Here is a 21,142-nt window from a genome sequence, read left to right as displayed (position 1 = left end):
GCCCCCCTTTGTCGGACGCGGCTATTCTCCCCGAAAGGAGATCAGGCGTCCTTCTTGTCCAATCCGTAATAAGTATGGAGCGCGCGGACCGCAAGCTCGGCATACTGCTCGTCGATCAGGACCGAGGTCTTTATTTCCGACGTGGTGATCAGCTGGATGTTGATGCCCTTGTCGGCCAGGGCCTTGAACATGGAGCTCGCGACACCCGCATGCGAGCGCATGCCGACGCCGATCACCGACACCTTGGCGCCGCCCTTGGAGCCGGAAATGCGGGCATATTCGATCTTGTCGCCGGCCCCTTCGAGCGCCCGGATCGCCTTGTCATACTCGCTGTCGGGCACGGTGAAGGTGATGTCGGTGGTCGCGCCATCGTCGGCGATGTTCTGGACGATCATGTCGACGATGATGCCCTGGTCGGCCAGCGTACCGAAGACACCGGCCGCAACGCCGGGATTGTCCTTAACGTCGCGAAGGGTAATCTTGGCTTCCGCCTTGGCGAGCGTCACGCCCGAAACGATCTGCTTTTCCACGATTTCATCCTCATCGCAAACCAGGGTTCCGGGGACGCCCGGAGTGCCGTCGGGCGCCAGCTGCGGCGCTTCCGGATCATCAAAAGTCGACCTTACCAAGAGGCGCACCTTGTGCGCCATGGCCATTTCCACCGAGCGGATCATCAGGACCTTGGCGCCCAGCGATGCCATTTCCAGCATTTCCTCGAAGGAAATCCTGGTCAGGCGCTGCGCCTTGGGCACGATGCGCGGGTCGGTCGTGTAAACGCCGTCCACATCCGTATAGATGTCGCAGCGATCGGCGCCCACGGCGGCCGCCACGGCAACCGCCGACGTATCGGAGCCGCCGCGGCCCAAGGTGGTAATGCGGCCATGCGGGGAAATGCCCTGGAAGCCGGTAATGACCGGCACCCAGCCATCCTTCATGCGCTTGTCGAGTTCGGTCGGGTCGATGCCGGTGATGCGTGCGGCGCCATGGGCATCATCGGTATGGATCGGCACCTGCCAGCCGGCAAAGGAGCGCGACTGGATGCCCATTTCCGAAAGGACGATGGCCATGAGACCGGCAGTAACCTGCTCGCCCGAAGCGACGACGGCGTCGTATTCGCGCGCGTCATGGAGCGCCGAAGCCTCGTTGACCCAGCCGACCAGTTCATTGGTCTTGCCCGACATGGCGGAAACCACCACGGCAACCTCGTTGCCGGCATCGACCTCGCGCTTCACATGCCGCGCAGCCTGGCGGATGCGCTCCACATTGGCAACCGACGTGCCTCCGAACTTGACGACAATACGGGCCACTCGTTTCCCCGATCCACCCACCGAACCCGGCGGTACGCTTTTGTTGGCGCCCGCAATGCCACAAAGGCGGATGTGGATCAACTGGCATGGTGGTCACCGTCCGCCGACACAGGTTCGATCCGAGCGATGCAGCCCCAAGCGTTGCGGCTGGTTGATCCGTGTGACACGAGGGAAGATCATTGATGCTAGCGAAGCCAACGAGCGGTTGATATTGACAGACCTACCTACTGGAAGGTAGATGGTCGCTATGAACGCCTCCTCCTCGACCGTAGACGACATCCTTGCTTGCGCCCGATCTTTGATTGCGGATGCCGGGTACAACGGGTTCAGCTATGCCGACATAGCTGACGTTGTAGGTATCCGAAAAGCGAGCATCCACCATCACTTTCCCAGCAAGGTCGACCTCGTCCGCACCCTCGTTGAACGCTATCGAGAGGATGCGCGTGCCGGCTTTGACGCGCTCGAGCGAACTGCTTCTGACCCACGACAGCAACTGCTGAACTATGTTGCTTACTGGGAGAGATGCCTGGCGGAGGCAAGCACGCCTTTCTGCATCTGCGCGCTTCTTGCCAGTGAGTTGCCAGCTTTGCCGCCGGAAGTAGCGGCCGAAATACGCCTTCACTTCGAGGCGCTCTCCAAATGGTTGTCTCAGGCGTTCGCGCGCGGGGAAATCCAGGGCATCTTCCGGCTTAGGAGCACGCCAGACAATGAAGCGGAGGCCTTCATGGCTGCGGTCCATGGAGGAATGCTCTCGGCACGGGTTCATGAGAACCCCAAACTCTTCACAGCCGTAGCGGCTTCAGCCCTCGCACATCTCGCGCCTTAGTGCATTTCGACAACACATAATGCTCCACACCCAGTCACCTACCAACTAGTAGATAGAAAAACATGCCAGCGTCTATCCAGGATTCTTCCCCCGCCGACCAGCGCCATTGGCTGAGCCAATACTACGTTGTCCGAGCAGCCTTCTCGCTAGTACGGGTAGTCCTTGCCTCAACTGCCGGGCAGAACCAGCCAACGTTGGGCGCATTTCTGCTCGTTCTCTATCCGCTCTGGGACGCGGCCGCGAATTATGTTGATGCCCGTCGTAGCGGAGGCTTTGGCAAGAACAGAACCCAAGCACTCAACACTCTGGTAAGCGCCGTGACAACGCTTGCCGTCGTAGTGGCACTTCAGGTGAGCCTCAGCGCCGTACTTGCCACCTTTGGCGTGTGGGCTATCCTAAGCGGGCTATTTCAATTGGCCACCGCAATCCGCCGGCGGAAGGCATCGGGCGCCCAGTGGGCGATGCTCTTGAGTGGCGCTCAGTCAGCCTTGGCTGGCGGCTTTTTCGTCTACCAAGCTCAACAGGTCATTCCAGCAGTGCTCCCCATTCTTGCTGGATACGCTGCCTTTGGCGCCATCTATTTCCTTCTGTCGGCACTGACACTGGTCCTTGGCCGGCAGAAGCGAGCCCAGGACTTCTGATCACCGAAGGTCAGGTTCAAAGTGCGAACGGCGTGGTGATCGGCTGCGGGTCATCGGATCGTCTTGCGCCCTCATCCCCCCACAGCTTCGGGCACCCAGACCACCATCGACCCCTGCTCGCGATTGGCCCAGAGGAAGTAGGGCACGGCGGTGAGGGTCGAGGATGTCTCGCGCGGTGGCGTGGTGCGATAGAGCTGGTGGAAATCGCTCTCGTCGATGGCGGTGGCCTCTGCCTTGAGGGTGACGATGCCGTCGAAAAGATCGCTTTTTTCGCTGTGCAACTGCGCGTGCCGCGGCAGCTTGAGGCGCTGGACGCGGCCACCGGGATTGTCGGCTTCCTCGAGGCAATAGACCAGCGGACCGCGCTTTAGCGCCACCCGGCCGGCATCCATGATGACGCCGGGATGGGCGTAGAGGCGATGGGGCGGCATCGGCAGGTCGAGGCTGATGCGGTCGCCCTTCTGCCAGGTGCGGATGATGGTGAGATAGCCGCGCTCGGCTGTGGCAACATCCACCGCCTCGCCATTGACCGAGACCTTGGCGCCCTGGCACCAGCCGGGGATGCGCAGCTTGACATCGAACTGGGCCGGCACTTCCGGATCGACATGGATTTCGATGTCACCCGACCATGGGTAGTTGGAGACTTCCCGGAGGCTGACTTGCGTGCCGGCGATCTCGACGTCGGAAGCGATGCCGCCATAGAGGTGGAAGGCGACGCCGTCCTCAGCGGTGGAGAGGAAATACTGCCCGACCGAGGCCACGAGGCGCGAAACATTCATGGTACAGCAGGGGCAGGTATGCCATTCCCAGCGGGTCGGCGTGCCGTCGCTTTCGAGCGGATTGGCGTAGAAGTAGTGCTCGCCGTCGCGGCTGAGGCCCGAGAGCGCGCCGTTGAACATGGCGAGCTCGAGAATGTCGGCATATTTGCCGTCGAGATCGAGATGCAGCATGCGCTGCGCCCAAAAGATCAGGGCCACAGATGCGCAGGTCTCGGCATAGGCGGTCTGGTTGGGCAGGTCGAAATCGTGGGTGAAACCCTCGTTATGCGCCGAGGGACCAAGGCCCGCGGTGACATACATCTTGGTTTTCATCACGTCGTCCCACAGGATCTCGCAGGCCCGCTTGAGCTCGGGATCGTTGAGTTCGGCCGCGAGGTCAGCCATGGCGGTATAAAGGTACATGGCGCGCACGGCGTGGCCGACGACCTTCTCCTGTTCGCGCACCGGCTTGTGCGACTGCGAATACTCGTAGTTCGGAAAGACATAGGGCTGGCGCTTGTCGCCCGCCCCCTCGCGCGCCTCGCGCTCGACATCGAAATAATGCGGCGGCTGCCGGCCGCGCTCGTTGATGAGATAGGTGGCGAAGTCGAGGTGCTTCCGATCGCCCGTCAGATAGTAGAGCTTCATCAGCGCGAGCTCGATTTCCTCGTGCCCGTCATAGCCGCGGCGCTGGCCGGGGCCGGTGCCAAACGTTGCGTAGATGTGGTCGAGATAGCGCTCCATGATGTCGAGGAAGCGCCGGCGGCCGGTGACCTGGAAATAGGCGACGGCGCCCTCCAGCAGGTGACCGGCATTGTACATTTCGTGGTTGTCGCGCAAGTTGGTCCAGCGCTTGTCCGGCTCGCGGCCGAGATACCAGCAGTTGAGATAACCGTCCGGCGCCTGCGCCTTTTCGAGATCGTCGATGGCCGCCTCGATTTTGCTTTCGATGTCCTCGTCGCGGCGGTGCGCCAGGGCATAGCTCGCCGCCTCGATCCACTTGCCGACATCGCTGTCCCAGAAGACCTGCACCGTAAAGCCGTTTGAGTGACGGGGAAAGCGTAGGGGCGGAGGCGGATCGGGCAGCTTGAGGGAGTCGAGGATGCCGTATTCGCCAAGCTTTTTGTGCTGGCTGGGCACGGTGCGGGCGAGGACGGTGTCGAGGCGCTCATGCCAGAACTGGCCTTCGAGCTTGACCTCGGGAAAGGGAACGGGGGCGTAGCGGGACATGGGGTGAAGCCTTAAAGGGCAATGCCGGTTTGCGGATCGAACAGGTGAACCTTGAGAGGGTCGATGCGAAGGCCGATCCGGTCGCCGGAAGCGAGCTGGGTGCGCTCGGACTGGACAAGCTGAAAGCTGCCATCGGGCGAGGTGAGGTAGGTGGCCGAGCCGGTGGATTCGACGACACCGACATCGAGGTGGAAGGTGGCGCCTTGGGTGGCGACCTCCAAATGCTCGGGGCGAATGCCGGCGATCACCGCCCTGCCCGGTTCGACCGCACGGGCCAGCGGCAGCGAACCACCACTATCGAGCAGGACAGAGCTACCATCGTCGGCAATCCTGCCGGGCAAGAAGTTCATGGCGGGCGAGCCGATGAAGCCGGCAACGAAGCGGTTGACAGGATGATCGTAGAGGTCGAGCGGCCTGCCCTGCTGCTCGATGATGCCATCGCGCATCACCACGACCCAGTCGGCCATGGTCATGGCCTCGATCTGGTCGTGGGTCACATAGACCGAGGTGGCGCCGAGCCGGTCATGCAGGGCGCGGATCTCCTTGCGCATCTGCACGCGCAGGGAAGCGTCGAGATTGGAGAGCGGCTCGTCGAACAGGAAGGCTTTGGGGTTGCGGATGATGGCGCGGCCCATCGCGACGCGCTGGCGCTGGCCGCCCGACAGCTGGCGCGGATAGCGGCCCAGAAGCTGGGTGAGACCGATGGTAGCGGCGACTTCAGCCGCTTTCTGCTTCGCCTCGGCCTTGCCGACGCCGTGGAGGCGCAGCGAGTAGGTGAGATTTTCCTCCACGGTCATGTGCGGGTAGAGCGCGTAAGACTGGAACACCATGGCGATGTCACGGTGGCGGGGCGGTACGCCGGTCATTTCCTTGCCGGCAATGGTCATGCGGCCCGAAGAAATGCTTTCCAGCCCCGCAATGGAACGCAGGAGAGTGGACTTGCCGCAGCCCGAGGGGCCGACCAGGGCGACGAAGCTGCCCTTGTCGATGGTCAGGGAAATGTTCTTGAGGGCGTGGAAGCTGCCATAGTGCTTGTCGATGCGGTCGAGCTCGATCTGGGCGGTCATTTGAGGGCTCCCGAGGTGAGGCCGGACACGATGCGGCGCTGCAGGATGACAAAGGCGAGAAGGATCGGCGTCACGTAAATGGCCGAATAGGCCATGATCGATTGCCAGTCGGTGGAATTGGGCCCGAGGAAGCCGGAGAGGCCGACGCTGGCCGGCTGCAGGGCCGGGCTCTGGATGATCGACTTGGAATAGATGTATTCGCCGAACGAGCTCATGAAGGTGAGGATGGCGCAGACCAGGATGCCGTTGCGCGCCAGCGGTAGGACGATGTTGAAGAAGGCCCCGACCCGCGAATTGCCATCCACCAGCGCGGCCTCTTCAAGCTCGCGCGGCACGCTCATGAAGGTGGCGCGCACGAGCACCACGAAGAACGGCATGGCCTTGGCGGCGGCCGCCAGCACCACCGCGGTGCGTGGATAGTTGAGCAGCCCGATCTGGTTGAAGCCGACAAAGAGCGGCGTCACCATGACCGAAGCAGGCAGCACCTGCAGCATCAGGATGGCGAAGAGCCCGATGTCGATCCAGACATTGCGGTAGCGGGCCAGCACATAGGCGCAGCCGGTGCCCAGGATCACCGTGATGGCGGTGACGCCGCCGGCAATCAGCACCGAATTGGTGAGAAAGGTCGGCATGGCGCGGCGCGCCCACACTTCCGGATATACCCCCGGATTGGGACTCACCGGCCAGAAGGTCGGCGGATTGGCGAAGATCTCCGAGCCTGACTTCAGGCTCGTCACATACATCCAGTAGAGCGGAAACAGGTAGACTGCGGCCAGAGCGAGCGCCACGACCAGGAGGAACCAGGGCGTATAGGTCCTTGTCATCCGCGCACCTCGTGGCGGGTCGAGCGGACATAGATGACCGACGCGAAGAGGACCAGCAGGAACATCATCACCGAAACGGTTGCGCCCTTGGCAAAATCGTAGAGCTGGAAGCTCAGCTGCCAGGACCAGTAGCCGGCGACATTGGAGGTGTTGGCGGGCCCGCCCTCGGTCAGCGCCGGAAAGAGGTCGAACTGCTGCAGCGTGCCGATCAGGCCCAGCGACAGGACGGCGCCGATGGTCGAGCGCATCATGGGCAGCGTGATGGTCCAGAAGCGCTGGAAGGCATTGGCGCCATCGAGTTCGGCGGCTTCGTAGAGGTCGCGCGGAATGGCGGCGAGCCCCACTGAAAGGAGCAGCATGTTGAAGGCAAGGCCAAGCCAAATATTGGCGATGATCACCGCCCAGATGGAAAAGTTCGGGTCCGACTTCCAGAAGACGTTGTTCTGGATGAGCCCCAGGCTCTTGAGGATGACGTTGAGCACGCCGAAGTCACCGGCAAGAATCCAGCTCCAGATGGCGCCGACTACAAGGCCCGGCATCACCCAGGAGACCAGGAACAGGCCACGGATGGTCGAGGCGCCCGGAAAGTTCTGGGCAAAGAACAGAGCCAGGGCAAAGCCCAGCACGAACTGCCCGGTCATCGAGCCGAAGACGAAGATCAGCGTATTGCGCGTGACGAGCCAGAATTCGGGCTGCTGCACCACGGCGATGTAGTTGGCAAAGCCCACAAAGGGACGGAACAGCGATCCCAGGGTGAACATGTCCACCTGCTGGAAGCTCATCAGCACATTGTAGACCAGCGGCGCGCCGGCCAGCGCCAGGAGAAAGAGCAGAGCTGCGCCGACCAGGATAATATCGAAGCCGATACCGTCCCTGAGCCCGCTGAAAAATCGCGACACCGAGAGTCTCCACGACGAGGGAAAAAGAAGTGCCGGCCAAAGTGAACTCCGGCCGGCCAGTCAGGGAGGACTACTTCTTGAAGATGGTATCGATGGTGGCCTGCGCCTGGTTAAGCGCATCCATGGCCGACATCTGGCCGGTCAGCGCCTGCTGTTCGGCATCGTAGATGGCCTTGGAGATCTTCTGCCATTCCGGATGCGGGCCGCGTGGCTGGGCATACTGCAGCATTTCCTGGAAGACCTTGAGGGCGTCGTCCTTCTTGGCCTCGCCGGTGACCGGTAGTTCGATATCGCCTCGCGCCGGCAGATTGCCGAATTCGGGGAAAATACGGTCTTCCTGGTCGACGAAGTATTCAAGCAGGCGGAAGGCTTCGTCCGGATGCTGGGTGTTGGCCATGATGCCCCAGTTGAACCCACCCAGCGCCGAGGAGCGTTCGCCGCCCTCTTCGATGGTGGGCAGAAGCGCAACGCCCCAGTCGAACTTGGCGTCTTCCACCATGCGATCGATTTCCCACGGGCCGGAAATGGCCATGGCGGCATTGCCGGAGTTGAAAACGCCGGTGGAGTCCCACTGGCCGAGGCTCAAGACGTCGCGCGATGCATAGCCGTTGTCGATCAGGCTCTTCCAGATATCGAGGACCTTGGCTGCACCTTCCGTGTTGACCTTGTCGGCATTGCCGCCCGACATCTGTATGATGGGCAGGAACTGGAACGTCCCTTCTTCACCGGCGCGGGCCGAGAAGGTGATGCCATAGACGTTGCTGGCAGGATCGGTGAGCTTTTCCGCATATTCGGCGACCTCGGTCCAGGTCTTCGGGGGCTCGCTCAGACCCGCTTTGGCAAACAGGTCCTTGTTGTAGAAGATGCCGATGGTGTCGGTATATTTGGGCAGGCCATAGAGCTTGCCATCCCAGGTCACCGAGTTGAGCGGACCTTCGAAATATTCAGCCTTGCTGATGATCTCGGAATTGGCGACCCGCTCGGTGATGTCGAGCATGGCGCCGCGCGAAGAGAACAGCGCGAAATCGGGATTGTCGAAGGAGACGATATCGGGCGCATTGCCGGTAGCGAATGCGCGTAGCGTTTCGTTCACCAGTTCATCGAACGGAATGCCGCGATATTCGACCACGATGTCCTCGTTGGCTTCGTCGAACTCCTTGGAATAGGTGTCCGCGATGCCGGGCCGGTCGACGCCGTCGATGGACCAGACCTTGAGTGTCACCTGGGCGTAGGCGGGCGTCGCCGCTATCAAAGCGCCAATGGCGAGACCGGCCAATAGACCGAGCTTGGTAAACTGCATTATATCCTCCCTTTGCGGCCTTGGCCGCGTCTGCTCCGCTTCGGGTTTCCTCTTCCCGGGCGGGACTTTCCTCGCTGCCACGGGCACGCCAATGCCTGTGGCAGCACTCCCTACACCTCCTGAAGCACCTCGTCCTTTCGGGCAGCGAGCATCTCGCCGCCGCAGGATTGGCGCAACACGAGCTTGCATGGCAGCGTGCGGATACCCGGCTCCACTGGCTTGCCTTCGGCAAGATCGAGGATCAGGCGTCCGGCCTCGCGGCCGAGTTCCTTGAGATTCATGTCGATCGTGGAGAGCGGCGGGCGCGTTGCCGCCGAGACGATCTCCCAGTTGTCGAAACCGACCACCGAGACTTCCGCCGGCACATCGACGCCGCGCTCGCGCAAGGCGTCGACCACCCCGCGGGCAATCTGGTCATTGCCGCAAAAGATCGCGTCGGGCTGGACCGGCTGGGCCCAGAGTTGGGCGACGGCCTCATGGCCCCAGGCCTCCGACCAGGCGCCATGCAGAACCGGCGCATCGGCGCCGGCCAGCGCACTGAAGGCATCGGCGCGGCTCTGGACCGAGGCGAAGCTGTCGGGACCGGTGACATGCACCAGCCGGCGCCGGCCCAGGGCCAGCAGGTGTTCGGTAGCTTCCCGGGCACCCTGCCGATCGTCCGCCACAAGCGTGACAGCATCCGCCTGCCCCTCGGTGAAGGCATAGACCACCGGCACAGGCAGGCCGGACAGATCCACCGGCAGGCGGCGGTCAATGCGCTTGCCCGTCGCGATGATACCATCGACCTGCTTGTCGAGCATGGCATCGACATGGACCATCCCGGAAGCGGCATCATCCTCGATGACACAGAGAAAAACCGAAACGCCCTGGTCAACCAGTGCCTCGTTTATCCCAGCCATGACCGGCAGAGTGAAGCGGCCATAAGTATCGTTGGTGAGAAGACCGATGGTGAAGCTGCGCTGGCCGGTGAGCGCCCGGGCCATGACATTGGGCCGAAAGCCGAGAGCAGCAGCAGTTTGCTTCACCCTTGTGCGGGTCGCCTCGGTCATCCGCCCGGTATCGTTGAGCGCCTTGGAGGCAGTCGCAACGCTGACGCCGGCCACGCGGGCAACGTCATAGATGCGAATGCGCTCAGCCTTGGCCACGTCAGCGTACCTCAAAGGAAAACCCTTTTCTCACATCAGGTAAAACGGTTTTTCAGCACTCGTCAATAGTCATACTTATACATTCACATAGTCGCCGCCACGCGCGGTCTTGAGATGCTTGAGGGCATAGAGCTGCCCCGTCATTTCCAGCTCATCGCGGTAGACCGGATCGTGCCAGCCCTCGATATCGATTGAGCCGGACCAGCCGGCGAGGCGCAGTTCCGAGATGATGTCGGTCCAGTTGCTGTCGCCAAAGCCAGGCGTGCGCATGAAGACGAAGGGCAACTTGCCGAATATGCCGTGCTCGCGGATCACGTCCCAGCGGATGGTCGCGTCCTTGCCGTGCACGTGGAAGATCTTGCCAGCCCATTTGCGGATCTGCGGCAGCGGATCGATCAGGTAGACCATTTGGTGGCAGGGCTCCCATTCGAGCCCGATATTGTCCTGCGGCGTCTCGTTGAACATCAGCTCCCAGGCGTCGGGATTGTGCGCGATGTTCCAGTCTCCGGTCTGCCAGTTGCCATCCATGGCGCAGTTTTCAAAAGCAATGCGGATACCCTTGTCGGCCGCGCGCTGCGCCAGTTCGGTCCAGACCTTCTTGTACTGCGAGAGGCTGTCGGTCAGCGGCTTGTTGCGAAGGCGGCCGGTGAAGCCGGCGACGCAGGTGGCGCCGAAATGGTGGGCGTTGTCGATGCAGTCCTTCCAGCCCTGGAGGGTCTGGCGGTCCATCTCCTGGTCCTCAAGCGGATTGCCGAACATGCCGACGGTCGAGATGGTGATGTCACGGTCGCCGATCGCGTCCTTGCAGCGTTTTCCCAGGTCGGCAATGTCCTGGCCATTGGTGGTCTGCCAGAAAAATGGCTCGAAGCTTTCAAAGCCCTGGTCGGCGATCTCGGCAATGCGCTCGGCGGCCTTGCCGGAAGAGGCCGAAATCATGGTGCCGATGCGGATGGATTTTGCGGGATCGCTCAATTTGTTTGTCCTGGGTCGATGGATACACGCTGGCCGGTCCGCGCGCTTTCGATAGCGGCAAAGACCATGGCAAGGCTCTTGATGTTGTCAGTAGCGACGGTTTCCGGCTGGCGACCCGTCTTGATGGCGTCGAGGAACTCGGCGATGACGCTGGCATGGCCATGCGTCTGGTCCTCGTCCGCGGGCGGCGGCACCTCGATGGCCCTGAGCTCGCGGAAAAAGCCGGTGTCATTGGCGATGACCTTGGCCTCAAAGCTGTCTTCGCCGTCCCAAAGCAGCGTGCCTTTGCTACCGACGATGCGCCAGGCGCTCTCCCAGGACGTATTGGCGCCTTCGGCAGCCCAGGAGCCGCGGTAGTTGAAGACAACATTGTCGGAAAACTCGAAAATGGCGTTGGCGGCCGCCCCATGGCGATACCAAGAGCCGGGCGGATTGGTTTCGAGGCAATAGACCGCCTCCGGTACCTTGCCGGACATGAAGCGCGCGGCATCGAGCGTGTGGATGGCCATGTCGAGCAGGAGGACGTTTTCCATCTCGTCGCGAAAGCCGCCGAAATGGGCGCCGATGAAAAAGTCGCAGTTGAGGCTAGCCAGCTCGCCGAGCGAACCGCTCTCGATCAGGCGACGAATCCGGCGCACGCCGGAAATGAAGCGGCGGTTCTGGACCACCGCGTGAATGCGCCCGGCCGCCTGCGCTTCAGCAAGGAGCGCCTTGCCCTCCTCGATGCTCGTCGCCATCGGCTTTTCGCTGAGGACATGGCAGCCGTGGCGAAAGCCGGTGCGCACGACATTCGCCCGGGCGGCTGGGATGACGATGTCGAACAGGAGGTCAGGCTTGGCCTCTGCCAGGACGGCATCGAGATCGGCGCCGACGACGGCATCGGTCAACCCGAACTCGGCGGCGCGCTGTTCGGCGGTGGGCAGGTGCAGATCGGCAAGGCCGACCACCTCAATGCGGCCCTTGAGCAGGGGATGCTCGGTGATGGCCTCGAGCCAGCCTTTGGACATGCCGCCGCAACCGGCGAGCACCGCACGAAAAACCACGAAGTCCTCCCTGGAACCTGCTACCGGCGCCGTCTCTTGCGGCTTGGCCGGACCTGTTCCCGTAAACGTTTACGACGCTATTATTCTCCTCGTGGACGTGTCAATGAAAAATCGTAAACGTTTCTGGAACCCGCCGCGGCGGTGGACAACTTTGGGGAAACATGACCGGCATCCGGCGTCTGGCGCAGCAGCTCAACATGTCGATCGGCACGGTGTCGCGGGCGCTCAACGGCAAGCCCGATGTCAGCGCCGAAACACGTCGGCGCGTGCTGGAAGCCGCTGCTGCCGCGGGCTATGTGCCCAACCAGGCCGGCCGCGCCCTGCGCAAGGGGTCGACCGGCGTCGTCGGTTTCATGATGCAGACCGGGCACGAGATCACCGGTGAAGGCGACGTGTTCTTCATGAGCGTCTTTGACGGCGTGCAGACTGTGTTTGCCCGCCACCAGCTGGACCTCGTGGCGCTGCTTTGCTCATCCGAGGAAGACCCGGACGCCTATCTGCAGCGCGTGGTGGCCCGTGGCTTTGCCGACGCCCTGATCATTTCGGCAACCAAGCGGCAGGACCATCGCATCGATTTCCTCGCCAGCCGCAACATACCCTTCATCGCCCTGGGCCGCTCCGAGACCGATGCCGGCCACCCCTGGATCGACCTTGATTTCGAAGGCATGGCGGAGGTCGGGGTCTCGCGCCTGATCGGCAAGGGCCACCGCCGCATCGGCATCTTCGCGCCTCTGGACGATGCCAATCTGGGTTTCGTGCTGGTGGACGCCTATCGCAAGGTGCTGGCGCGACACGGCATTGACTTCGATCCCAGCCTTATCTTTCGCGCCAATCCCAATGAGCGCGGCGGACATGCCATCGCGCACGCCATTGCCGCAATGCCGGAGGACCGACGGCCAACCGGCTTTGTGCTGACCAACGAAATCATGTCGTTGGGGTTTTACAACGGTCTCTTCGAAGTCGGATTGCCACCGGGAGAGGCCATCGCGGTCATCGGACGCGACAGCCCGCAGGCGCACTTCCTCGTGCCCAAGCTGACCTGCTTCCGGCTTTCCCTACGCGATCTGGGCATCACGCTCGCAGAGTCCTTGCTCGCGATCATGCCTGCCTATGCCGAGCACTACCCCTTCGGCACGACCCGCAAACTTGCGTCGCTGGAGCTGGTGGAAGGCGCAAGCGATTGCGCCCGGATCTGAGACCGCATCAAGCGGGCGCCAGCTGCTCCTGCGCCAAGGCTGGCCGCAACTGCACTTCGTCGGAGCGGAGGCAGGCGTCGAGGTGCGTTTTCTCGCCCTTGAGCGGGGGCAATGTTGTGCGACAGGCGTCGATTGCATAGCGGCAGCGGTCGGCGAAGGCGCAGCCCTCCAGCGGCGCGCTGCCGTCTGGAACATGGCCGGCGAGACGGATGCGGGCGCCCGATCGGCGCTGCCCGCGGCCGGGAATCGCGGCCAGCAGCGCCTCGGTATAGGGGTGCCGCGGATTGCGGAAGATTGCTTCGGTGGTGCCGATCTCGACAATGCGCCCTGCATACATCACCGCCACCCGGTCGCTGATATTGGCGATGACGCCGAGATCATGGCTGACAAAGAGGTAAGTCAGGCCCATCTCGGCCTGCAGCGCCTTCATCATGTTGATGATCTGCGTTTGCACCGACACGTCGAGCGCCGACACGGCCTCGTCGGCGATCACCAGTTTTGGGTCAGAGGCGAGTGCGCGGGCGATGGCGATACGCTGCCGCTGCCCGCCTGAGAAAGCGTGCGGATAGCGCTCGGCATAGTCGGGGCTCAAGCCAACCTTTTCGAGCAGAACCTGCACCCTGGATTCGATCTCGGCCGCGCTGTGGCCGCCATTGACCTGCAGCACCTCGCCGATGATGTCGCGCACCCGCATGCGCGGATTGAGCGAGCCGGTCGGATCCTGGAAGATCATGCGGATATCGGTGCGCAAGCGCCGCGCCTCGGCGCCCCGTGCGGTGCGGAGATCACGCTCCGCCCCGCCGTCGCGGAACACGACGCTGCCGCTATCGGCGCGGTGAAGACCCACAATGGTCTGGCCAAGGGTGGATTTGCCGCAGCCGCTCTCGCCCACGAGGCCCAGCGTTTCGCCGGGAAAGATATCGAGCGAGATGTCGTTGACGGCCTTCACCGCACCGATCTGGCGCTGGAAGAAGCCGGCACGGATGGGGAAGTGCTTGTGGAGATTGCGGATGGTGAGCAGCGGCGCCAACGCGCGCTCCCCGCGCCGCAGAGCCGCCACTGGCGCCGGTGCAGCGATGGGCGTGCGGGTAAACAGATGTGCCGCTGGGCCATAGGCATGGCAGGCTACGGTCTGGCCGCCACCCAGTTCGGTCTCACCGACCGGCTTGTGCGTGCAGATGTCGCTTCGTGCCCAGTCGCAACGCGGATGGAAAGGGCAGCCAGAGGGCCGCAGCGCCGGCGGCGGCACCATGCCGGGAATGGCGCGGAGCGGCGCCTTGAAGTCGCCGTCGAGCCGCGGCATCGAGGCCAGGAGCCCGCGCGTATAGGGGTGCCTGGGATGCTCGAGCACCTCGCGCACCGGGCCGCGCTCGACGATGCGGCCCAGATACATGACCGCCACCTCATCAGCGATCTCGGCCACCACGCCCAGATCGTGGGTGATAAACAGGACGGCCATGCCGGTATCGCGCTGCAACTGCGCCAGGAGGTCGAGGATGTTGGCCTGCGTCGTGACGTCGAGCGCGGTGGTCGGTTCGTCGGCGATCAGCAGGCGCGGCTGGTTGATCAGCGCCATGGCGATCATGGCGCGCTGGCGCTGCCCGCCGGAGAGCTGGAACGTATAGCTGTCATAGCGTCGTTCAGGCTCGGGCATGCCCACCTGCTTCAGCATGCGGATCGCCTCAGCGCGGGCCTCCCGCTTGCCAACCTTGCGATGGAGCGTCAGCGCCTCGCTGATCTGGTTGCCGATCGTATAGAGCGGCGACAGGAAGGTCATCGGCTCCTGGTGGATCATGGCGATGTCGGCACCGCGCACGTGCCGCATCACCGGACTCGACGGATTGACCCTGGCAATGTCGAGCACGGTGCCATCGGGCTGGCGGAGGTTGATCGACCCGCCCGAAACGCGGCCAGGATGGTCGAGCACCTGGAGGATCGACTTGGCGGTAACCGACTTGCCGCAGCCAGACTCCCCCACGAGGCACAGCGTCTTGCCGGCCGGAATGTCGAGATCGAGCGACTGCACCACATCGACAGAGCCGGCGAACGTGATGCGGAGGTCACGGATTTCAACGAGATTGTCGCTCATCTGCATAGCCGGCCTCAGTCCGAATAGGGGTCGGCCGCATCGCGCAGGCCATCGCCGAGGAAGTTGAGCGCCAAAACGGCGATCACCACCGCCACGCCCGGCAACAGCAGCCAGGGGGCCGAGGCAATGGTGCGCACGTTCTGCGCCTCCTGCAGCAGCACGCCCCAGCTCACGATGGGCGTCCTGAGCCCGATGCCGAGATAGCTCAGCGCGGTTTCCGCCAGGATCATGCCCGGAATGGCCAACGACACGGTGGCGATGATGTGGCTGAGAAAGCTCGGAAGCATGTGACGGAAGATGATGCGGACGGGCCCACAGCCATCGAGTCGTGCCGCCTTGACGAAATCCTCGTTGCGCATGGCGAGAAAGCGGCCGCGCACCACGCGCGCCAGGCTGGTCCAGCCCAGGACGGAGAGAATGATGGTGATCAGGAAATAGACCTGCAACGGCGGCACCGTCGAGGGAATGGCGGCAGCCAGGCCGATCCAAAGCGGGATCGATGGCACGGACTGGATGAACTCGATGAAGCGCTGGATGAGGTTGTCGACCACGCCGCCAAAGAGGCCGGAGATGCCGCCGATCAGGATGCCGAAGACGAGGCTCAGCGACACGCCGATCAGGCCGATGGTCATGGAAATGCGCGTGCCATAGATGGTGCGGCTCAGGATATCGCGGCCTAGCCGGTCGGCTCCGGCGACAAAGAAAGGCTGCCCGGCAACCACCGGCCCGACGAGGTGCCGGTCGGTCGGAAAGAGGCCGAACAGGCGGAAGGGCTCGCCCTGGACGAACAGGCCGATGTCTATGGGCTGGGTTGGGTCTTCCACAAAGGTGCGGCGGCCCGAATTGTAGTCGATCTCGGATTTGTAGGCGTTGACGTGGGGCGCCCAGCGCCAGCCCTCGCCATCATCGCGCCCGAGGTGAATGGGCTGCGGCGGCGCATAGCTATAGGCGGGGTTATAGGCTTCCAGCGTCACCGGGGCGATGAATTCGGGGATAGCGGCGACGAAATAGGCCAGGATAACCACGATGCCACCGGCAACGCCCAGCTTGTGCCGGAGGAACTTCTGCCAGACCAGCGCCCAGTGCCCGTCATAGCCACGGCCGCGCTGGTGCTTGGCGGCGATGGGAGCAACACGGCCGGTGGTTTCGTCGAAGGTGGTCATGGTCTGCCCCTTCCGAAGCATCGAGCCTGGAATCTACCCCCACCCTTGATCCCTCCTCGCAAGGGGGAGGGTGTCGACTGCGGCCCTTGTGGTCCGAGAACATGCCATCCACACCGGGCGAGTTTCCCTCCCCCTTGTGGGGAGGGAGTGAGGGTGGAGGTGTGGGGAGTCACAACGTCAGGAAACTCACTCATTCCCCTACCCCTGCCCATACCGGATGCGCGGATCGAGCCAGGCCAGCAGCAGGTCGCTGAGCAGCGTGCCGATCACCACCAGCACGCTCAGCATCAGGATGAAGCTCGCGGCCATATACATATCCTGCGTCCTCAGGGCATCGAGCAGCAGCGGGCCGGTGGTCTGCAGGCCCATGACGATGGCGACGATGGTGCCGCCCGAGACGATGTCGACGAAGATGTCGTTCTGCCCCGACACGAAGGGGTTGAGCGCGTGGCGCACCGGATACTTCATCAGCAGGGCGAACTCGCCCTTGCCCTTGGCGCGGGCCGCCGTGACATAGGGCTTGTGCAACTCGTCGAGGAGATTGGCGCGGATCACCCTTATCACGCTGGCGGTGCCGGCCGTGCCGAGGACGATCATGGGCAGCCAGAGGTGGTTGAGCAGGTCCAGCACGCGCGCCCAGCTCCAGGGCGCTTCCACATACTCGGGCGAGAAGAGACCGCCCACATTCACCCCGAACCAGGCGAAGGCAATATACATGGCGCCCAGCGCCAAGAGGAAGTTTGGAATGGCCAGGCCCAGGAAGCCGAGGAAGGTGGCGAGGTAATCGCCTGCCGAATAGCGGCGCACCGCCGAATAGATGCCCACCGGAATGGCGACGGCCCAGATGAAGAGAAGACTTGCCACCGAAAGGACGATGGTGAGGCCCAGGCGCGGCCAGATCACATCCTTGACTGGGAGGTTGAAGCTGAACGAATAGCCGAAGTCGCCGCGCAGCACGACGCCGCTGATCCAGTTCCAGTATTGCACCATGATAGGGAGATCGAGCCCATAGGCGCGGCGCATGGCTTCCTGCTCGGCCAGCGGCATGACATCGCCCTGGGCGGCGGAGAGTTCGGCCGTGCGGCTGACGAAATCGCCAGGCGGGATGGCGATCACCAGGAACGAGATCAGCGACACGGCGATCAGCGCGGGGATCACGTAGAGGATCCGGCGCAACATGAAGGCTCCCATGGGTGATCTCCTTTCCTGGCTGGTGGTGCGCTGCCCTGATCCACCGCGTCATTCCCGCGAAAGCGGGAATCCCACTCTCCTCAACAAGGGAGATTCCCGCTTCCGCGGGAATGACGCTGCGGCGGGTTGAGGGACAGCCGCAGGAGGCTGCGGCTGTCCCAGAGCGTTACTCCTTGAAGAAGAAGGTAGCGAAGTTGGCAGGGGCCGGGCCGGGATAGAGCCAGCCTTCGATCAGCTCGGCGGGCACGTTGCGCAGGTCGTTCTTGACCGAGCGGTAGTAGCCGGCTGGGTTGGCGATGCCGATCGTGAGGAACTCTTCGGCCAGGAGGTCGGTGAATTCCGTCATCAGCGCAGCCTGCTCCTCGCCCACCGTGGTGGGGATGGTCTGGCGCAGTTCATAGAGGCGCTGCACATTGGCGGGCGGCTCGATCGGGGTCACGCCTTCGGCGAGTTCGGCTTCGGGGTTGATGCGGCGCGCATCCCAGGCGGCCCAGCCGGACCAGTTGCCCAGCGACCAATAGCCGTAGTCGTTGAGGAAGCGGCTGAGATTGAGGAGCGGCAGCTGGCCGCAACCATTCTCGCCCACCCAGACGGCGGCGTCGGCCTCGGGCTTGGCGCGGGCATTCCCGAAGAGCTCGTCGGAATGGTAGTTCACCGTCACATCGAGGCCAGCCTGCTTCCAGGTGCGCTCGATGAGCTGGAAGGCATCGACCGTGTCCGGCTTAAAATCGGCATTGATCTCGACGGTGAACTTGAACGGTTGGCCATCGGGTCCGACACGGATGCCGTCAGCGTTCTTGGGGATGATCTTGTCGAGATGTTCCTCGGCCTTGGCGAGGTCGAACTCGGTGAATTCCTTCGCAAGCTTCTCATTGTAGAAGGGTGAGTTGGGCAGCGGCGCGGGCTGGAAAGGTTCGCCCTGGCCCAGGTAGATAGTGTCGATGATTTCCTGGCGGTTGATGGCATGCGACACGCCGGCGCGGAAATCCTTGGAGCTGAACACTTCGGCCTTGTTGGGGTCGGGGTGGTTCACCGAGAAACCCAGCACGGCCGTGTTGTAGTCGCAGCTCGAGGCCGGGATCAGGCGGTAGTCGCCCGCTTGCTGGTTGTCGAAGAACACCGCGCGGTTCTGCGGCGTCGAGACGGTGCGCGGGGACATGGTGATCTGGCCCTGAATGGCCAGAAGCAGCGTTACTTCCGCGTCGGCGGCCACGGTCCAGACGCGCTCGTCGATATAGGGGAGCTGCTGGCAGGAGGGGTCGACGGCGAAATAGTAGGGATTGCGCGTGAAGGTCACGCGTTCCTTGCCCAGAATGGTGTCACTGCCGATCCATGCATGGATGGACGGGCGCTTGGGGTCGTTGAACTGCGCCGGATCATTGTAGGAGCCTACATTGCCCTTGTACCAGGCCGCGTAGTCCGTAGCGCCGGCGGCGGCCATCATCTCGGCCACGCCCTCGGGGTTCAGGTCGATATCCAACTGTTCCATATAGTGCTTGGGGAACTGCACGGCGCGCTGGCCATAGGGGCCGGCCATGTTCTGGAGAAAGAGGCCATTCGGGTCTTCGAAGGCAAAGCTGACGGTGACGTCATCGACCTTGGTGACGGTCGGCTTCTTGCCGTTGTTGAGCAGCTCGGCGCGCGGGCCGCCGGTGGTGATCTTGGGATTGTTCTCGACCCGATCCCACCAGAAGAGGATATCGTCGGCGGTGAAGGGGTGGCCGTCTGACCACTTCATGCCTTCGCGCAGGTGGAAGGTATAGGTGCGGGCGTCCTCGCTGATGTCCCAGCTCTTGGCGATACCGGGCACGACTTCGGAGCCATCGACGCTCCAGCGCACCAGCGGCTCGTAGCCGAACTGACGGATGTCGGCGAGGTTACCGCCGCCCCAGCTGTCAATGAACTGGCCGCCATAGGTGCCGATCTCCTCGGCGGGCTGGATCACCAGCGGTTCGCTCGGCAGGCGCTCGGCCACCGGGGGCAGCGTGCCGGCGTCGACCATTGCCTTGAGCTGCGGCGCTTCGGTGAAGCCGCTCGCGCAGACATTGGCGGCGTCCTGCGCCTGAACCGGCAGCGTCCATGTCGCCGGCAGCGCCGTGGTGCCAAGCAAGACCGACGTTGCCGCCAGCACGCGGGTTACGCCGAAACGATCCTTCTGCATGATGATTCCCTCCCACGAATAAACATTCGCATCCTCCGAGGTCCGGCCGGTGGGTGATGGAGCCGGAAGCCTCACCTTCCAAGGGTGCTTTTGCACCTCGTCACTAGTACCCACGCTTGTCGATCTGGTGACGGTATATTGTAAACGTTTTCAAAACAAGTTAGGAAATCGCATTGCTAGGCATGGGCGTGTAGCGCTATGCAAAGAGGGATAACCGGCGATGGCAACTATCAAGGACGTGGCAAGACACGCCAATGTGTCGATCGCCACTGTGTCGCGCGTGGTCAATGACTATAGGCATGTCCGGCCCGCCGTGCGCGAGGTCGTGACCAAGGCGATCGCAGAGCTCGGCTACCGGCCCAATGGGCTCGCCAGCTCCTTTCGTACACAGCAGAGCAATATCGTCGGCGTCTTGCTGCGCCAACAGCGGACGCCGTTCAGCAGCGCCCTCGCCTATGCCATCGAGAACACGATGTTCGACCAGGGCTATCGCGTGCTGCTCTGCTCCACCAATGGCGATGCGGAGCGCGAGGCGGCCTATCTTGAAACCATGCTCGACATGCGCGTCCAGGGCATCATCATTCGCCCTTCAGGCACTGGCCAGCGCATGGCCAAGCAGATCAGCACCCTGCGCGACCGCGGCGTCGCCGTGGCTTTCGTGGACATGAAGCCGCGCCTTGCCAATGCTGCCAGTTCAGTGGTGTGCGACAATTTTTCAGGCGGTTACCAAGGGATGCGCCACCTGATCGAACTGGGTCATCGCCGCATCGGGGTCGTTGCCGGTGCCGTTGCCCAGAAGGGCGGCGCGGCCGATGTGGGCAGCGAGCGGGTGCGGGGCATCAGGCAGGCCGCCGCCGATCTCACCAGCGATGTGGAAATTACCTATTCCGCGCCCTTCGACAGCGCCAGCTTCGAGGTCGGCCGCGAGGTGGGAGCGGCGCTGATTACCAGCCAACCAGGCCTGACCGCCATTTTCGCAACTACGGACATGCTGGCGCTGGGGGTGATGCACTCCGCCCACGCGCTCGGTCTCGACCTGCCCCGCGACATGTCGATCCTGGGCTATGACGGGGTGATGGAATCGGCCGTTACTTTCCCCACCCTCTCCACCATTGCGCAGCCCATCCACGAAATGGGGCAGATCGCCGCCACAACCCTGATCGACCACATGCGCGGCCTCAGCACCACGCCACGCCAGGTGGTGCTGGAAAATACCTTGCTGCAGCGCGATTCCACCATTCGGGTCACCTGAGCCAAAAAGGCGGCAGGTTGGTACGCATTCCGGCTTGTGGTTCCGGCCTGAAAACGATTACAAGTTTCCAACACTGAT

At 63.0% G+C, this 21,142-nt stretch carries 17 protein-coding genes; 4 read left to right on the top strand and 13 right to left on the bottom strand.

What is annotated here, in order from left to right; translation table 11 throughout:
- Nucleotides 1–41 precede the first annotated feature (41 nt).
- Nucleotides 42–1,307 (bottom strand): aspartate kinase, encoded by a 1,266-nt coding sequence (locus VIL88_RS03380; protein ID WP_331985967.1) that lies wholly within the window; start codon nt 1,305–1,307, stop codon nt 42–44.
- 238 nt (nt 1,308–1,545) lie between these two features.
- Between VIL88_RS03380 and VIL88_RS03375 the strand changes: the two genes are divergently transcribed.
- Nucleotides 1,546–2,133 (top strand): TetR/AcrR family transcriptional regulator, encoded by a 588-nt coding sequence (locus VIL88_RS03375; protein ID WP_414650104.1) that lies wholly within the window; start codon nt 1,546–1,548, stop codon nt 2,131–2,133.
- A gap of 62 nt (nt 2,134–2,195) precedes the next feature.
- Complete coding sequence (locus tag VIL88_RS03370) at nt 2,196–2,774, top strand: DUF308 domain-containing protein (RefSeq protein WP_331985962.1); 579 nt, start codon at nt 2,196–2,198, stop codon at nt 2,772–2,774.
- 71 nt (nt 2,775–2,845) lie between these two features.
- On the opposite strand, the gene VIL88_RS03365 is transcribed toward VIL88_RS03370, so the two are convergent.
- From VIL88_RS03365 to VIL88_RS03330, 8 genes are all read right to left on the bottom strand, one after another.
- Nucleotides 2,846–4,762 carry a glycoside hydrolase family 127 protein gene (locus VIL88_RS03365; RefSeq protein ID WP_331985960.1) on the bottom strand — a complete coding sequence of 639 codons (1,917 nt, stop codon included), beginning with the start codon at nt 4,760–4,762 and terminating at the stop codon, nt 2,846–2,848.
- An 11-nt stretch (nt 4,763–4,773) separates the two neighbouring features.
- Entirely contained in the window at nt 4,774–5,829 is a 1,056-nt protein-coding gene (locus tag VIL88_RS03360) for a sn-glycerol-3-phosphate ABC transporter ATP-binding protein UgpC (RefSeq protein WP_331985958.1), read from the bottom strand.
- Entirely contained in the window at nt 5,826–6,653 is an 828-nt protein-coding gene (locus VIL88_RS03355; protein WP_331985956.1) for a carbohydrate ABC transporter permease, read from the bottom strand. Before VIL88_RS03355 ends, VIL88_RS03360 begins: the two co-directional genes overlap by 4 nt.
- Entirely contained in the window at nt 6,650–7,552 is a 903-nt protein-coding gene (locus VIL88_RS03350) for a sugar ABC transporter permease (RefSeq protein ID WP_331985954.1), read from the bottom strand. The genes VIL88_RS03355 and VIL88_RS03350 overlap by 4 nt, the downstream gene beginning before the upstream one ends.
- A 70-nt stretch (nt 7,553–7,622) precedes the next feature.
- The gene (locus VIL88_RS03345) at nt 7,623–8,852 is read right to left on the bottom strand and encodes a sugar ABC transporter substrate-binding protein (RefSeq protein WP_331985952.1); all 1,230 of its coding nucleotides are present in this window, start codon (nt 8,850–8,852) and stop codon (nt 7,623–7,625) included.
- A 110-nt stretch (nt 8,853–8,962) separates the two neighbouring features.
- Nucleotides 8,963–9,997 carry a LacI family DNA-binding transcriptional regulator gene (locus VIL88_RS03340; protein ID WP_331985950.1) on the bottom strand — a complete coding sequence of 345 codons (1,035 nt, stop codon included), beginning with the start codon at nt 9,995–9,997 and terminating at the stop codon, nt 8,963–8,965.
- 75 nt (nt 9,998–10,072) lie between these two features.
- Entirely contained in the window at nt 10,073–10,969 is an 897-nt protein-coding gene (locus VIL88_RS03335; RefSeq protein WP_331985948.1) for a sugar phosphate isomerase/epimerase, read from the bottom strand.
- Entirely contained in the window at nt 10,966–12,012 is a 1,047-nt protein-coding gene (locus VIL88_RS03330; protein WP_331985946.1) for a Gfo/Idh/MocA family oxidoreductase, read from the bottom strand. The genes VIL88_RS03335 and VIL88_RS03330 overlap by 4 nt, the downstream gene beginning before the upstream one ends.
- A 161-nt stretch (nt 12,013–12,173) precedes the next feature.
- Here VIL88_RS03330 and VIL88_RS03325 point away from each other — a divergent pair, with 161 nt between their 5' ends.
- Complete coding sequence (locus tag VIL88_RS03325) at nt 12,174–13,208, top strand: LacI family DNA-binding transcriptional regulator (RefSeq protein WP_331985944.1); 1,035 nt, start codon at nt 12,174–12,176, stop codon at nt 13,206–13,208.
- A 7-nt stretch (nt 13,209–13,215) separates the two neighbouring features.
- Here the strand turns inward: VIL88_RS03325 and VIL88_RS03320 are convergent, their stop codons facing one another.
- The 4 genes from VIL88_RS03320 to VIL88_RS03305 form a co-directional block, all read right to left on the bottom strand.
- Nucleotides 13,216–15,297 (bottom strand): ABC transporter ATP-binding protein, encoded by a 2,082-nt coding sequence (locus tag VIL88_RS03320; protein WP_331985942.1) that lies wholly within the window; start codon nt 15,295–15,297, stop codon nt 13,216–13,218.
- A 14-nt stretch (nt 15,298–15,311) separates the two neighbouring features.
- A complete protein-coding gene (locus VIL88_RS03315; protein ID WP_331985940.1) occupies nt 15,312–16,460 on the bottom strand; it encodes an ABC transporter permease in 1,149 nt (382 codons plus the stop codon).
- Nucleotides 16,461–16,658: 198 nt separating this feature from the next.
- Complete coding sequence (locus tag VIL88_RS03310) at nt 16,659–17,651, bottom strand: ABC transporter permease (RefSeq protein ID WP_331985938.1); 993 nt, start codon at nt 17,649–17,651, stop codon at nt 16,659–16,661.
- A 166-nt stretch (nt 17,652–17,817) separates the two neighbouring features.
- Nucleotides 17,818–19,812, bottom strand: a complete 1,995-nt coding sequence (locus VIL88_RS03305; protein WP_331985936.1) for an ABC transporter substrate-binding protein — start codon at nt 19,810–19,812, stop codon at nt 17,818–17,820.
- A 220-nt stretch (nt 19,813–20,032) separates the two neighbouring features.
- On the opposite strand from VIL88_RS03305, the gene VIL88_RS03300 reads away from it, so the two are divergent.
- Complete coding sequence (locus VIL88_RS03300; protein ID WP_331985934.1) at nt 20,033–21,064, top strand: LacI family DNA-binding transcriptional regulator; 1,032 nt, start codon at nt 20,033–20,035, stop codon at nt 21,062–21,064.
- Nucleotides 21,065–21,142: the final 78 nt, after the last annotated feature.

The sequence above is a fragment of the Devosia sp. genome, assembly GCF_036563435.1.
GTDB lineage: Bacteria > Pseudomonadota > Alphaproteobacteria > Rhizobiales > Devosiaceae > Devosia.
This window is presented reverse-complemented; position numbering and strand designations above follow the sequence as displayed.

Bases quoted from the DNA above. Each gene is read 5' to 3' on its own strand.
- VIL88_RS03375 (WP_414650104.1), top strand. From the start codon at position 1,546: ATGGTCGCTATGAACGCCTCCTCCTCGACCGTAGACGACATCCTTGCT.
- VIL88_RS03370 (WP_331985962.1), top strand. From the start codon at position 2,196: ATGCCAGCGTCTATCCAGGATTCTTCCCCCGCCGACCAGCGCCATTGG.
- VIL88_RS03365 (WP_331985960.1), bottom strand. From the start codon at position 4,762: ATGTCCCGCTACGCCCCCGTTCCCTTTCCCGAGGTCAAGCTCGAAGGC.
- VIL88_RS03360 (WP_331985958.1), bottom strand. From the start codon at position 5,829: ATGACCGCCCAGATCGAGCTCGACCGCATCGACAAGCACTATGGCAGC.
- VIL88_RS03355 (WP_331985956.1), bottom strand. From the start codon at position 6,653: ATGACAAGGACCTATACGCCCTGGTTCCTCCTGGTCGTGGCGCTCGCT.
- VIL88_RS03345 (WP_331985952.1), bottom strand. From the start codon at position 8,852: ATGCAGTTTACCAAGCTCGGTCTATTGGCCGGTCTCGCCATTGGCGCT.
- VIL88_RS03325 (WP_331985944.1), top strand. From the start codon at position 12,174: ATGACCGGCATCCGGCGTCTGGCGCAGCAGCTCAACATGTCGATCGGC.
- VIL88_RS03320 (WP_331985942.1), bottom strand. From the start codon at position 15,297: ATGAGCGACAATCTCGTTGAAATCCGTGACCTCCGCATCACGTTCGCC.
- VIL88_RS03315 (WP_331985940.1), bottom strand. From the start codon at position 16,460: ATGACCACCTTCGACGAAACCACCGGCCGTGTTGCTCCCATCGCCGCC.
- VIL88_RS03310 (WP_331985938.1), bottom strand. From the start codon at position 17,651: ATGGGAGCCTTCATGTTGCGCCGGATCCTCTACGTGATCCCCGCGCTG.
- VIL88_RS03305 (WP_331985936.1), bottom strand. From the start codon at position 19,812: ATGCAGAAGGATCGTTTCGGCGTAACCCGCGTGCTGGCGGCAACGTCG.
- VIL88_RS03300 (WP_331985934.1), top strand. From the start codon at position 20,033: ATGGCAACTATCAAGGACGTGGCAAGACACGCCAATGTGTCGATCGCC.